Annotated in this window: 11 protein-coding genes; 9 read left to right on the top strand and 2 right to left on the bottom strand. The window is 72.0% G+C overall.

All coding sequences use genetic code 11. The annotated features are described in order from the left end of the window. The 7 genes from ACFV9T_RS11840 to ACFV9T_RS11810 all read left to right on the top strand — a co-directional run bounded on the left by ACFV9T_RS11840 (position 1) and on the right by ACFV9T_RS11810 (position 9,459). The gene (locus tag ACFV9T_RS11840; RefSeq protein WP_385438828.1) at positions 1–798 is read left to right on the top strand and encodes a hypothetical protein; all 798 of its coding nucleotides are present in this window, start codon (positions 1–3) and stop codon (positions 796–798) included. Between the two features lie 154 nt (positions 799–952). Then, positions 953–1,828, top strand: coding sequence for a serine/arginine repetitive matrix protein 2 (locus ACFV9T_RS11835; protein ID WP_385438825.1), 876 nt, complete (start codon positions 953–955; stop codon positions 1,826–1,828). 171 nt (positions 1,829–1,999) lie between these two features. After that, positions 2,000–3,502 carry an aldehyde dehydrogenase family protein gene (locus ACFV9T_RS11830; RefSeq protein ID WP_385438823.1) on the top strand — a complete coding sequence of 501 codons (1,503 nt, stop codon included), beginning with the start codon at positions 2,000–2,002 and terminating at the stop codon, positions 3,500–3,502. A gap of 211 nt (positions 3,503–3,713) precedes the next feature. Beyond that, positions 3,714–5,300: a GMC family oxidoreductase gene (locus ACFV9T_RS11825; protein ID WP_385438821.1), complete on the top strand. Its 1,587-nt coding sequence runs from the start codon at positions 3,714–3,716 to the stop codon at positions 5,298–5,300. After that, positions 5,300–6,400: a glycine betaine/L-proline ABC transporter ATP-binding protein gene (locus ACFV9T_RS11820; protein ID WP_385438819.1), complete on the top strand. Its 1,101-nt coding sequence runs from the start codon at positions 5,300–5,302 to the stop codon at positions 6,398–6,400. Before ACFV9T_RS11825 ends, ACFV9T_RS11820 begins: the two co-directional genes overlap by 1 nt. Positions 6,401–6,446: 46 nt before the next feature. Beyond that, positions 6,447–8,468, top strand: a complete 2,022-nt coding sequence (locus tag ACFV9T_RS11815; RefSeq protein WP_385438816.1) for an ABC transporter permease — start codon at positions 6,447–6,449, stop codon at positions 8,466–8,468. Between the two features lies 1 nt (position 8,469). After that, positions 8,470–9,459 carry an ABC transporter substrate-binding protein gene (locus tag ACFV9T_RS11810; protein ID WP_385438813.1) on the top strand — a complete coding sequence of 330 codons (990 nt, stop codon included), beginning with the start codon at positions 8,470–8,472 and terminating at the stop codon, positions 9,457–9,459. 109 nt (positions 9,460–9,568) lie between these two features. On the opposite strand, the gene ACFV9T_RS11805 is transcribed toward ACFV9T_RS11810, so the two are convergent. Both ACFV9T_RS11805 and ACFV9T_RS11800 read right to left on the bottom strand, forming a co-directional pair. Next, the gene (locus ACFV9T_RS11805; RefSeq protein WP_385438810.1) at positions 9,569–10,336 is read right to left on the bottom strand and encodes an isocitrate lyase/phosphoenolpyruvate mutase family protein; all 768 of its coding nucleotides are present in this window, start codon (positions 10,334–10,336) and stop codon (positions 9,569–9,571) included. 26 nt (positions 10,337–10,362) lie between these two features. Further along, entirely contained in the window at positions 10,363–10,845 is a 483-nt protein-coding gene (locus tag ACFV9T_RS11800) for a carboxymuconolactone decarboxylase family protein (protein WP_385438808.1), read from the bottom strand. Between the two features lie 47 nt (positions 10,846–10,892). Between ACFV9T_RS11800 and ACFV9T_RS11795 the strand changes: the two genes are divergently transcribed. Next, positions 10,893–12,434, top strand: coding sequence for a PLP-dependent aminotransferase family protein (locus ACFV9T_RS11795; protein ID WP_385438806.1), 1,542 nt, complete (start codon positions 10,893–10,895; stop codon positions 12,432–12,434). A gap of 96 nt (positions 12,435–12,530) precedes the next feature. After that, entirely contained in the window at positions 12,531–12,887 is a 357-nt protein-coding gene (locus ACFV9T_RS11790; RefSeq protein ID WP_385438803.1) for a hypothetical protein, read from the top strand. The last annotated feature ends 12 nt before the right edge of the window (positions 12,888–12,899 follow it).

Raw genomic sequence — 12,899 nt, 5'->3', positions numbered from 1 at the left:
ATGAGCACGCCGAGCGATGAGCGCGGCCCCCGCTGGGACGAGGCCGCGCAGCGCTGGGTGGGGGAGGGCGCCGAGCCGCTCGCCCCGGGCAGACGGCCGCCCAGCCCGCACCGGGGGCCGGTGCTGCTCGTGGTGCTGGCCGTGGTGCTCATCGGCGGCATCGGCGTCGGCGCCTGGCAGCTGCTGTCGGACAACGGCGATGACACGGCGCAGGAAAGCAGCGGCGGCCCGAGCGCGACCGCGTCCGGCTGGGACAGCGGCTCGCCCGCGCCGTCGGATGTGGTGCCGTCGTCGGCGCAGCCGTCCGTATCGCCGTCGGGGTCGATCGCCGCGGGCAGCGGTCCACCGCCGCAGGGGTATCAACGCACCGCCGATCCTGAAGGGTTCACGCTGGACGTCCCGGAGGGCTGGGACCGCGTCAAGCGCGATACGGGGGTCTTCTACGAGTCGTCCGACGCGAGCCGTCTGATCCAGGTGTTCGCCCTGACCAGCCCACAGATCACCCCGTACGAGGCGCTCAAGCAGGCCGAGACCAGCCTCAAGAAGAACCCCGGCTACAAGCGGTACGGGCTCAAGCGGCTCGGCGCGGGCGACGACTCCGAGGCGCAGCTGGAATACGGCTATCGCAGCGAGAAGTACGGCCCGCGCCGCGTCGTCGACCGTGCCTTCACCGGGCCGGACGGGGTGCAGTACGCGGTGCTGGTGGCGGGCCCGTCCGACGAGTGGCCGGATCAAGTGGAGCGGCAGCGGATCGTGTTGGACGCCTTCTGCCCCACCGCGTACTGCCCGGCGGGCTGAGCGCGCACAGCTGCCGCACATCTCCGGTGGCCAACTATCCGGCATCGGGGCGGTAGCGGAGGTGGCCGCGGCGCGCATACTGGGTACACCGTATGTCGGCTAACTCGGTTAACTCAGCTTATCGGTAGAAGTATGCGATTTAGGGGGAGCGGGCATGGCTGACGGGGGTTCGGGGGAGCGGTGGGAGCCGGGCGGCGAGGGCCCGGCGGAGCGGCCGGACACCGGTCCCGGAGCGGGGCCCGGAGCGGGGGACGAGACGCGGCGGGTGGTGCAGGCGGTCGCGGTCACGCTGTTCCTGACCGTCGGGATCGCGTTCTCCGGCTGGGTGGCCTTCGGCGGTGACGGGACGACCGGGAAACAGGCGGGGCCGCTGCCCTGGGACCGCGCGACCCCGACGCCCTCGGCGACCGCGGACGCCACCGCGCCCGGCGATGTCTATCCCGCGCCCGAGACCGGCGCGCCCACCGATCTGCCGTCGGGGCTGCCGAGCGCGGCGCCGTCCGGGCTGCCCTCGGCGTATCCGTCCGGGGCGCCGTCCGCGTCCCCCTCGGCGGGTCCGTCCCTGACGGGCTCCGCGCCGCCCGCGGGCTTCAGCACCGCGCGGGACCCCGAGGGCTTCGACATCGCCGTCCCCGAGGGATGGCGGCGGACGGTGGAGGGCCCGAGCGTCTTCTACACCTCGCCCGACGACTCGACCCAGATCCAGGTGTTCGAGCTGCACGGTCCCGAGGCCACGCCGTACGAGTCGGCGCAGGAGGCCGAGCGGCTGGCGTCCCGCAACCGCGGCTACGAGCAGATCACCCTCGCCCAGCTCGGCGCCGCCGCCATGGACCCGGCCCAGCTGGAGTACACGTATGTGAGCAAGGATTCCGGCGACCGCCGGATACTCGACCGCCGCTTCGCCGCGCAGAACGGCACCATGTACGCGGTGCTGATCATCGGCCCCGCCGGTGACCGGGCGCAGGAGCAGTCGCTGCACGACACCGTGCTGGAGACCTTCTGCCCCACCGCCTACTGCACCGCTTCGTAGGCCGCACACCTGCCTCGCACACGCCTGACACCCCGTGTCGCGCGTCCGTCCCGCGTGAGCCGGGCCACTTTCAAGGAAAAATTGCGCATACGTTTCCCGGTTCCGGTAAGGGGTCCCTGTTGCTGGCGTGGCCAGCGCAAACGCTCGCAACACCGGAAGGCTGAGGTAGACGTGTCGGCAGTCGAGACCATTCATGTGGACGGGGTGTGGCGAGCGGCCGCATCCAGCGCGCAGCGGGAGGTTCTCGACCCCGCGGACGCCAAGACCCTCGCGGTCGTCGCCGAGGGCGGCGCCGAGGACACCGACGCGGCCATCGCCGCCGCGCGCCGCGCCTTCGACAGCGGCCCCTGGCCGCACACCCCGGTCGCCGAGCGGTCGGCGCTGCTGCGGCGGGTCGCCGATCTGCTCCAGCGCGACCGTGAGGAGATCGCGCTCCTGGAGAGCCGCGACACCGGCAAGACGCTGGAGGAGGGCCGGGTCGACGTCGACGACGTGACCAACGCCTTCCGCTACTTCGCCGAGCTGGTCGCGGGCGAGTCGGCGGGCCGTGTGGTCGACGCGGGCAGCCCCGATGTGCACAGCGTCGTGGTGCGTGAGCCGGTCGGCGTCTGCGCGATGATCACCCCCTGGAACTACCCGCTGCTCCAGGCCAGCTGGAAGGTGGCCCCGGCGCTCGCGGCGGGCAACACCTTCGTCATCAAGCCCAGCGAAGTGACCCCGCTGTCCACCGTGCACCTGGTGAAGCTGCTGGTCGAGGCGGGCCTGCCGAACGGTGTGGCCAACCTGGTGACCGGCGCCGGTGACCCGGTCGGCGCCCGGCTGTCCGACCACCCGGATGTGGACCTGGTGTCCTTCACCGGTGGCCTGGCCAGCGGCACCAAGGTGGCCCAGGCCGCCGCGCCGAGCGTGAAGAAGGTTGCCCTGGAGCTGGGCGGCAAGAACCCGAACGTCGTCTTCGCCGACGCCTGCGCCACCGAGGAGGGCTTCGACACCGCCGTCGACCAGGCCCTCAACGCCGCGTTCATCCACAGCGGCCAGGTCTGCTCGGCCGGTGCCCGGCTGATCATCGAGGAGTCGGTGCGCGAGCGGTTCGTCGCCGAGCTGGTCAGCCGCGCCGAGAAGATCAAGCTGGGCCGCGGCACCGAGGAGGGTGTCGAGTGCGGCCCGCTCGTCTCGGCCCAGCAGCTCGCCAAGACCCAGGCGTACGTGGCGTCCGCCCTGGAGGAGGGCGCCGTGCTGCGGACCGGCGGCAAGCAGCCCGAGCCGTCCGACGTCCGCCCCGCGACCGGCTACTTCTACCTGCCGACCGTGCTCGACCAGTGCCACCGCGAAATGCGCGTCGTTCGCGAAGAAACGTTTGGCCCGATTCTTTCGGTGGAGACGTTCAGCACCGAAGATGAAGCGGTGGCCCTCGCCAACGACACGGAGTACGGCCTGGCCGGCGCCGTCTGGTCGTCCGACACCGCGCGCGCCCGCCGGGTCGCCGCGCGGCTGCGCCACGGCACCGTGTGGATCAACGACTTCCACCCCTACCTCCCGCAGGCCGAATGGGGCGGCTTCGGCAAGTCCGGCGTCGGACGTGAGCTGGGCCCGGCGGGCCTGGACGAGTACCGCGAGACCAAGCATGTCTACGAGAACCTGCGGCCCAGCCCGGTGCGCTGGTTCGGCGGCTGACGCCCCGCCGCCGGCCCCCGCCCGGGGCGGCACCGCCGGGCCCGGACCTCCCGCCGGGCCCGGGCCCTGTCGCGTCCGGTGACGGCGCCCGGCGGCTCCCCCTTCTCTCCCCTTCGTCCGAAACCCCCCAACCCTTCCGGGGGCGGCCCCCGGCCCGCACCCGTGTGTGCCGCCCCGGAAGACCGGAAGACCGCGAGGAGTAACCCCCACCATGCCCGTACCTGACGCATACGATTACGTCGTTATCGGCGGAGGCACCGCAGGATCGGTGATCGCCTCCCGGCTCACGGAAGATCCGGACGTCCGCGTCGCCGTCATCGAGGGTGGCCCCTCCGACATCGACCGCCCGGATGTCCTCACCCTGCGCCGCTGGCTGGGGCTGCTCGGCGGCGACCTGGATTACGACTACCCCACGGTCGAGCAGCCGCGCGGCAACTCACACATCCGGCACAGCCGCGCCCGGGTGCTCGGCGGATGCTCCTCGCACAACACCCTGATCTCCTTCAAGCCGCTGCCGGGCGACTGGGACGAGTGGGCCGAGGCGGGTGCCGAGGGCTGGGACGCCGCCGCGATGGATCCGTACTTCCACAAGCTGCGCAACAACGTCGTGCCGGTCGACGAGAAGGACCGGAACGCGATCGCCCGGGACTTCGTGGAGGCCGCCCAGGCCGCCGCCGACGTGCCGCGCGTCGAGGGCTTCAACAAGCAGCCGTTCCATGAGGGTGTCGGCTTCTTCGACCTCTCGTACCACCCGGAGAACAACAAGCGCTCCTCCGCGTCGGTCGCCTATCTGCACCCGTTCCTGGACCGGACGAACCTCCACATCATGCTGGAGACCTGGGCGCACAAGCTGGAGCTGGACGACAGCGGCCGGGCCACCGGCGTGCACGTGCGCACCAAGGACGGCGAGGAGATCCTCGTCTCGGCGAAGACCGAGGTGCTGGTCTGCGCGGGCGCGGTGGACACCCCGCGGCTGCTGATGCACTCCGGCATCGGCCCCAAGGCCGACCTGGAGGCGCTGGGCATCCCGGTCAAGGTGGATCTGCCGGGCGTCGGTGAGAACCTGCTCGACCACCCCGAGTCGGTGATCGTGTGGGAGACGGACGGCCCGATCCCGGACAACTCCGCGATGGACTCGGACGCCGGTCTGTTCGTGCGCCGGGACCCGGAGTCCAAGGGTCCGGATCTGATGTTCCACTTCTACCAGATCCCCTTCACCGACAACCCCGAGCGGCTGGGCTACGAGCGGCCCGAGCACGGGGTGTCGATGACCCCCAACATCCCCAAGCCGCGCAGCCGCGGGCGCCTCTACCTGACGAGCGCCGACCCCGAGGTCAAGCCCGCCCTCGACTTCCGCTACTTCACGGACGAGGACGACTACGACGGCCGCACCCTGGTCGACGGCATCAAGCTCGCCCGCGAGATCGCCAAGACCGAGCCGCTGTCCGGCTGGCTCAAGCGCGAGGTGTGCCCGGGCCCGGAGATCACCTCGGACGAGGAGATCAGCGAGTACGCCCGTAAGGTCGCGCACACCGTCTACCACCCCGCGGGCACCTGCAAGATGGGCGCCGCGAACGACGACCTGGCCGTGGTCGGCCCCGATCTGCGCATCCGCGGCCTGTCCGGCATCCGGATCGCCGACGCGTCGGTCTTCCCGACCATGCCCGCCGTGAACCCGATGATCGGTGTGCTGATGGTCGGCGAGAAGTGCGCGGACCTGCTGGTCGGGGAGCGTGATCAGGTCCGTTACCGATCGCGCGAGCGAGCCGCCCAGCTCGCCCCGGGAGGTGAGGCGTGATGGCGACGACCCTGGCCCCCGAGACGCCCGACACCCCCAAGACCCCCGAGACCGGCGATCGCACCCCGGTGTTCTCGGTCCGTGACATGTGGAAGGTCTTCGGTCCGAAGGCCGACCGCGTCCCCGGCTCGCCCGACGCCGAGCTGTCCACCGCGGAGCTGCGCGCCCGCACCGGCTGCACGGCCGCCGTCCGGGACGTCTCCTTCGACGTCGAGCCGGGCGAAGTGTTCGTGGTGATGGGGCTGTCCGGCTCCGGCAAGTCCACCCTGGTGCGCTGCCTCACCCGTCTGATCGAGCCGACCTCCGGGACGCTCAAGATCGACGGTGAGGACGTCATGGCCATGGACAAGGCCCGGCTGCGCGAACTGCGCCGCCACCGCGCCGCCATGGTCTTCCAGCACTTCGGGCTGCTGCCGCACCGCTCCGTCCTCGACAACATCGCCTACGGCCTGGAGATCCAGGGCGTCGGCCGGGCCGAGCGCCGCGCCAAGGCCGCCGAGATGGCCGAGAAGGTCGGTCTCAACGGGCTGGAGCGCCGCCGCCCCGGCCAGCTCTCCGGCGGTCAGCAGCAGCGTGTGGGCCTGGCCCGGGCGCTCGCCGTCGACCCCGAGGTGCTGCTGTTCGACGAGCCGTTCAGCGCGCTCGACCCGCTGATCCGCCGCGACATGCAGGAGGAGGTCATCCGGCTGCACCACGACGAGGGCCGGACGATGGTGTTCATCACCCATGACCTCAGCGAGGCGCTGCGGCTCGGCGACCGCATCATGCTGATGCGGGACGGCGGCATCGTGCAGCTCGGCACCCCGGAGGAGATCGTCGGCTCCCCGGCCGACGACTACGTACGGGACTTCGTCCGCGATGTGCCGCGCGAGCAGGTGCTGACCGTGCGCCGCGCGATGCGCCCCGCGAAGTCCGACGAGAAGGACGGCGGCCCCGCGCTGACCCCGAGCACCACCGTCGCCGACGCGATCGAGGCCGTGGCCCGTTCCGGCGGCCCCGCGCGCGTCGTCGACGGCGGCCGCTGCCTGGGCGTCGTCGACCACGCCTGCCTGCTCAGCGTCGTCGCGGGCCTGGACGGGAAGGAGGCGGCAGCGGCATGAGTACGCCCCTGACCTCCCTCCCGCGGGGCGGCACCGGGGGGCGCGTGTGAGCGCCACGACCACCCGCCCCCGTACCGACCCCGGCACCGGGCCGCCCGCGGGCAAGACCGGCGCGGACGAGTCGCGCCCGTCGCTGTGGCACACCCTCGTCCGCAGCCGCGCCGTCCACAAGCTCGCGGTGCTCGTGGTGATCGCCGCCGTGGTGATACCGCTCGCGCACGCCCAGTGGTCCGGCGGCAGCTGGCCGAGCGCGCTGAGCGTCGATGTGTCCGGACCGCTGGAGAAGTCCAGCGACTGGATCCTCGACAACCGCGACAGCCACTGGATCTTCCTCTACTTCTTCGGCCACATCAGCCAGGCCGTCATCACCGGCGTCCGCATCGTCTACGTCGCCCTGCTCGCCCTCGGCTGGGCCGGTGTCACCGCCGGTCTGACCCTGGTCGCCTGGCGGCTCGCGGGCGTGCGGGTCGCGGTGACGACCCTCGTGTCCCTCGCCGTCTGCGGACTGCTGGGCATGTGGGTGCCGACGATGCAGACGCTCGCGCTGATGGCCATCGCCGTCACCACGTCCGTCATCGTCGGCGGACTGCTGGGGCTGGCCGGCGGGCTCTCGGAACTGGCGTTCCGGGTGCTGCGGCCGGTGCTCGACACCATGCAGGTGCTGCCCGCGTTCGCGTATCTGCTGCCGGTCGTGATGATCTTCGGCAACGGTGTGCCCGGCGCGGTGCTGGCCACCGTGATCTACGCGGCTCCGCCCATGGCCCGGCTCACCGCCCTCGGCCTGCGCGGCGCGGACGCCGGGGTGCTGGAGGCCGTGACCTCGCTCGGCGCGACCTGGCGGCAGCGGCTGCTGTCCGCCCGGTTCCCGCTGGCCCGCAAGGAACTGATGCTGGGCATCAACCAGACGATCATGATGGCGCTGTCCATGGCCGTCATCACGTCCGTGATCGGCGGCGGTGGTCTCGGTGACCGCGTCTACCAGGCGCTGTCCAGCGTCGACGTCGGCAAGGCGCTCGCCGCGGGACTCCCGATCGTGCTTCTCGCCGTCGTGATGGACCGCACCATCGGAGCGGCGGGCGAGCGGCTCGGCACGCCCCCGGCCGAGGGCGGCTCCCGGCTGCTGCGCGGCTGGCCCGCGTGGGCGGGCGTCGCGGTGATCACCGCGGTCGTCACCTTCGCCGGACGGCTGTCCGGCTCCCAGACGTGGCCGGGCGGCTGGACCGTCGCCATCGAGGGGCCGGTCAACGATTTCAAGGAATGGATGGTCGACCACCTCTACACCGGTGTACCGGTCGTCGGTGGCACCGCCGAATGGGCCGCGAACTACCTCAAGTGGGTCCTCGACCCGCTGCGTGAGGGGCTCCAGGGCATCCCGTGGTACGGGATCCTGCTGATCGTCGGGGCGCTGGCCTGGCTGATCGGCACCTGGGCCACCGCGCTGACCGCCACCGCCGCGATGGCCGCGATCGGTGTGCTCGGCGTGTGGGAGGCGTCCATGGACACCCTCTCCCAGGTGCTGGCGGCCGTCTTCGTCACGCTGGTGCTCGGCTTCGCGATCGGCATCTGGGCCGCGCGCAGCGCCCGGCTGGAGCGGATGCTGCGACCGGTGCTGGACGTGTGCCAGACCATGCCGCAGTTCGTGTACCTGATCCCCGTGGTCGCGCTGTTCGGCGTCGGCCGCGCCCCGGCGGCGGCCGCGGCCATCGTCTACGCGCTGCCCGCCGTCATCCGCATCACCACCCAGGGGATCCGGGACGTCGACCCGTCCGCGCTGGAGTCGGCGCGCTCGCTCGGCGCCACCCAGGGGCAGCAGTTGCGCCAGGTCCAGTTGCCGCTGGCCCGTCCGGCGCTGCTGCTCGCCGTCAACCAGGGCGTGGTGCTGGTGCTGGCCGTGGTCGTCATCGGCGGTCTGGTCGGCTCGGGCGCGCTCGGCTACGACGTGCTGTTCGGCCTGGCGCAGGGTGACCTGGCGACCGGTCTGGTGGCGGGCGCGGCGATCGTCTGCCTGGGGCTGATGCTCGACCGGGTGACCCAGCCGACCGCGCGCCGCGACAGGAAGGGGGCCTGAGATGGCTACGGCCCATAACCCTCGCCGTCGGCAGCTGCTGATGGCCGCCACCGGGGTCACGGCCCTGCTCACCGCGACCGGCTGCGGCGCGGCGGACATGTCCAAGCAGTCCTCGCCGTACGCCAATGTGGGCGGCGCGAAGAGCGTGACGCTCTCCGTCCAGTCCTGGGTCGGGGCACAGGCCAACGTGGCCGTCGCCCAGTACCTGCTGGAACACGAGATGGGCTACCACGTCGACACCGTCCAGGTGGACGAGATCCCGGCGTGGGACGCGCTCAGCCAGGGCCGGGTGGACGCGATCCTGGAGGACTGGGGTCACCCGGAGCAGGAACAGCGTTACGTCAAGGACAAGAAGACGATCGCGTCGGGCGGCGGCCTCGGCGTCACCGGCCACATCGGCTGGTGGGTGCCGAAGTACTTCGCCGACAAGCATCCGGACGTCCTCGACTGGAAGAACCTCAACAAGTACGCCAAGACCTTCAAGACCGCGGAGAGCGGTGGGAAGGGCCAGCTGCTGGACGGATCCCCGTCCTATGTCACCAATGACAAGGCGCTGGTGAAGAACCTGGATCTGAACTACCAGATCGTCTTCGCCGGTTCGGAATCCGCCCAGATCACCCAGCTCAAGCAGTTCGCCAAGCAGAAAAAGCCCTTCCTGACGTACTGGTACGAGCCGCAGTGGCTGTTCAACCAGGTGCCGATGGAAGAGGTGAAGCTGCCCAAGTACACGGACAAGTGTGCGTCCAAGGGCGAGGAGGACCCCGACTCCATCGACTGCGCCTACCCGACCACCCCGCTGCAGAAGTACCTCAACGCGGACTTCTCGAAGAAGGGCGGCAAGGCCGCCGCCTTCCTGAAGAAGTTCCACTGGACCAAGAAGGACCAGAACGAGGTGTCCGAGCTGATCGCCTCGGACGGGATGTCGGCTCAGGACGCGGCCAAGAAGTGGATCAAGGCGCATCCGGACGTCTGGAAGAAGTGGCTGCCGTAGTCACCTTCTGAACGAGCCAGTCACCTTCTGACGGATGCACCCGGCGGGCCCCGCCCGGTCGCCCTCATGCGGTTCTTCCTCATGGGGCGGACGGAGCGGGGCCCGGCTGTCAGCGGCCCAGCTGCTCGGCGAGGTCCCGCGCGGCGGCCATCGTCGCGCGGAAGAGCCGGGGGCCGAAGGTGACGCGGGCGGCGCCGAGCCGCCCCAGCTCGGCAGGCGAGGGGCCGTCCGGTGCGAAGGCCGCCGCGTTGACCGGGGCGCCGATGGCGGCCGCGAGCCGGGGCAGCAGCTCCGGGGGCGCGAAGATCGGATAGATACAGTCCGCGCCCGCCGCCGCATAGGCCCGCCCGCGCTCGATCGCCGCCTCGGCCGCGCGCTCTATGTCGTCGGCCCCGCCCTCGAACTGGCCGTGGGCGAAGACGTCGATCCGGGCGTTGATCACCAGCCCGTCGCCCGCCTCGGCCCGCACCTCGGCCAGCCGGTCCGCCTGCTCCCGGGGGTCGGCCAGCCGCTTGGTCAGCGGGTCGGAGTCCTCCAGGTTGCAGCCCACCGCCCCGGTCTCCAGCAGCCGCTCGACCAGCTCCTTGGCGTCCAGGCCGTAGCCGCTCTCCAGGTCCGCCGACACCGGCACCTCGACCGCCCGGACGATCCGGGCCACCGCGGCGAACATCTCCTCGGCCGGTATCCGGCCGTCCTGGTAGCCCAGCGACGCCGAGACCCCGGCGCTCGGCGTCGCCAGGGCCGGAAAGCCCGCGTCCGCGAAGGCGCGGGCCGAACCGGCGTCCCAGGGACCGGGCAGCACGAGCGGCGCCTCCGCCTCCCGGCCGTGGTGCATCGCCCGGAACGCCCTGGCCTCGGCCGTGTCACTGGCCGTCATGAGAACCCCCTTGGTAGAGCCCGGTGTCAGCCCGCGGTCGGCTTGTAGGAACCAGGGACCAGGCGGGTGGTCACCCCGATCCGGTTCCAGGCGTTGATGGTGAAGATGACTGCGATGAGCTGGGCCAGCTCCTCCTCCTCGAAGTGCTTGGCGGCCCTGTCGTACACGTCGTCCGGGACGCCGCCGGTCAGAACGGTGACGGCCTCGGTCAGGGCGAGCGCGGCCTGCTCCTTCTCGGTGTAGACACCGGCCGCCTCCTCCCAGGCGTTGAGCAGGTAGATCCGCTCCTCGGACTCGCCCGCCGCCCGGGCGTCCTTGATGTGCATGTCGATGCAGAACGCGCAGTGGTTGATCTGCGAGGCGCGGATCTTGACCAGCTCGGTCAGCGACGGCTCCAGCCCCTTACGGGCCGCCACGTCCAGCTGGACCATGGCCTTGTAGACGGCGGGTGCCGTGTGGGCGAAGCTCATCCGGGGGCCGTGGTGAGGGGTGCTCTCATGCGTCGTCATGCGGTCCACGCTAGAAGCTCGGCAGCCCAGAGGTATGGTCCATTTCCATGGAGGATTCGTGGGCCACTTCCGGGTCCGGAGAGGCCCCTTCCGGGTCCGGAGAGGCCCCTTCCGGGTCCGGAGAGGCCCCTTCCGGGTCCGGAGAGGCCAGCCCCGGGCCCGGGGAGGCGACCGGGCTCGGCGCCGATCTCCATCTTGACCTGCCCCGGGGCGGGACCACCGGGGTGCGGGCCGCGCTGATCCGCTCCCTGCGCGACGCCGTACGCGGCGGCCGCCTCGCCCCCGGCACCCGGCTGCCCTCCTCCCGCTCGCTCGCCGCCGACCTCGGCATCGCCCGCAACACGGTGGCCGACGCCTACGGCGAACTCGTCGCCGAGGGCTGGCTCACCGCCCGGCAGGGCTCCGGCACCCGGGTCGCCCGGCGCGTCGTGCCGCCCGAGCCCGCGCCGCCGCGCACCCCGCCGCCCGCCGCCGTGGCCGCCACCCACCCGAAGTACGACCTGCGGGCCGGGTCGCCCGATGTCTCCGCCTTCCCCCGCTCCGCCTGGCTGTCCGCCGCCCGGCGCGCCCTCACCGCGGCCCCCAGCGACGCCTTCGGCTACGGCCACCCCAGTGGGCGGCCCGAACTGCGCCGGGTCCTGGCCGACTATCTCGCGCGCGCCCGCGGGGTGCGGGCCGCGCCCGAACGGATCGTGGTCTGCGCCGGGTTCATCCAGGGGCTCGGCCTGCTCAGCCGGACGCTGCACGGGGACGGCCACCGCGCACTGGCCGTCGAGTCGTATGGACTCGACATCCACTGGAACGTGCTGCGCCGCGCCGGACTGCGCACCGTGCCGCTGCCGGTCGACGGGCGGGGCGCCCGCACCGGCGAACTCGACGGCCTCACCGACGTACGCGCCGCGCTGCTCACCCCGGCGCACCAGTTCCCCACGGGGGTCGCCCTGGACCCCGACCGGCGGGCCGCCGTGGTCGACTGGGCGTCCCGGACCGACGGGCTGGTGCTGGAGGACGACTACGACGGCGAATTCCGCTATGACCGCCAGCCGGTGGGGGCGCTCCAGGGGCTGGACCCCGAACGGGTCGTCTATCTGGGCACGGCGAGCAAGAGCCTGGCGCCCGCGCTGCGGCTGGCCTGGATGGTGGTGCCGGACCATCTGCTGGACCGGCTGCTGGCGGTCAAGCGGACGGGGGAGTGGCAGTCGGGCGCCCTGGACCAGCTGACCCTCGCGGAGTTCATCGCCTCGGGCTCGTACGACCGCCATGTGCGCGGGATGCGGCTGCGCTACCAGCGGCGGCGCGACCAGTTGGTGGCGGCGCTGGCCGAACGCGCGCCCCAGGTGCGCGTCACGGGCATCGCGGCCGGACTGCACGCGGTGCTCGAACTGCCGCCGGGCACCGTGCGCTCCGTCCTCCAGGGCGCGGCCTGGCAGGGCCTGGCCATGGAGGGGCTGAACCGCTACCGGTACCGCGAGGAGAAGGAGCCCGGAAGCGGCGGATCGGAGCCGGAGGGACTGGTCTTCGCCTACGGGGCGCCGCCCGAACACGCCTTCGCGGGCGCCCTGGAGGCGCTGTGCCGGGTGCTGCCCTGAGTAGGAGCGCGGGCGGGCCGCTCCCCACCCCCGGCGTTCACCTGTGCGATAACCCCCTCTAGGGTGGGCGGTCAAACGAACGGGGGAGCAGTACCCATGGAACGGAAAAGTCCACGTCGGCTGCGGTCGAGCACGGTGATCCTCGGCGGCATGGGAGCCCTCGCGGCGGCCCTCACCTCCTGCGGGTCGGAGCCCGACAAGCGCTGTGTCGACCCGGACAGCTACGACATCAGGGGCTACCGCATCGTCGACTCCAGCGCCTGCAACAGCTCTTCGGGCTCCACGACCGGCAAGAAGAAGCGCGGCGGCGGTACCGGTACCAAGCAGCGGGTCGACGGCGACTGGTACTACGACGCCGACGTCGACGGCCGCTGGGCGGACTACGGCACCTTCAGCAAGAGCCAGGCCGCCGACCGCGGCGGCTTCGGATGCTCGGGATCCGGCGGCGGCTGACCGGACGACGAC

It is taken from the genome of Streptomyces sp. NPDC059850 (genome assembly GCF_042731515.1).
GTDB lineage: Bacteria > Actinomycetota > Actinomycetes > Streptomycetales > Streptomycetaceae > Streptomyces.
The sequence above is the reverse complement of the archived record's forward strand: the minus strand, read 5'-3'. Positions and strand labels throughout refer to the sequence as shown.

Coding starts and splice junctions, on each gene's coding strand:
- ACFV9T_RS11840 (WP_385438828.1), top strand. CDS start 1: ATGAGCACGCCGAGCGATGAGCGCGGCCCCCGCTGGGACGAGGCCGCG.
- ACFV9T_RS11835 (WP_385438825.1), top strand. CDS start 953: ATGGCTGACGGGGGTTCGGGGGAGCGGTGGGAGCCGGGCGGCGAGGGC.
- ACFV9T_RS11825 (WP_385438821.1), top strand. CDS start 3,714: ATGCCCGTACCTGACGCATACGATTACGTCGTTATCGGCGGAGGCACC.
- ACFV9T_RS11820 (WP_385438819.1), top strand. CDS start 5,300: ATGGCGACGACCCTGGCCCCCGAGACGCCCGACACCCCCAAGACCCCC.
- ACFV9T_RS11810 (WP_385438813.1), top strand. CDS start 8,470: ATGGCTACGGCCCATAACCCTCGCCGTCGGCAGCTGCTGATGGCCGCC.
- ACFV9T_RS11805 (WP_385438810.1), bottom strand. CDS start 10,336: ATGACGGCCAGTGACACGGCCGAGGCCAGGGCGTTCCGGGCGATGCAC.
- ACFV9T_RS11800 (WP_385438808.1), bottom strand. CDS start 10,845: ATGACGACGCATGAGAGCACCCCTCACCACGGCCCCCGGATGAGCTTC.
- ACFV9T_RS11795 (WP_385438806.1), top strand. CDS start 10,893: ATGGAGGATTCGTGGGCCACTTCCGGGTCCGGAGAGGCCCCTTCCGGG.
- ACFV9T_RS11790 (WP_385438803.1), top strand. CDS start 12,531: ATGGAACGGAAAAGTCCACGTCGGCTGCGGTCGAGCACGGTGATCCTC.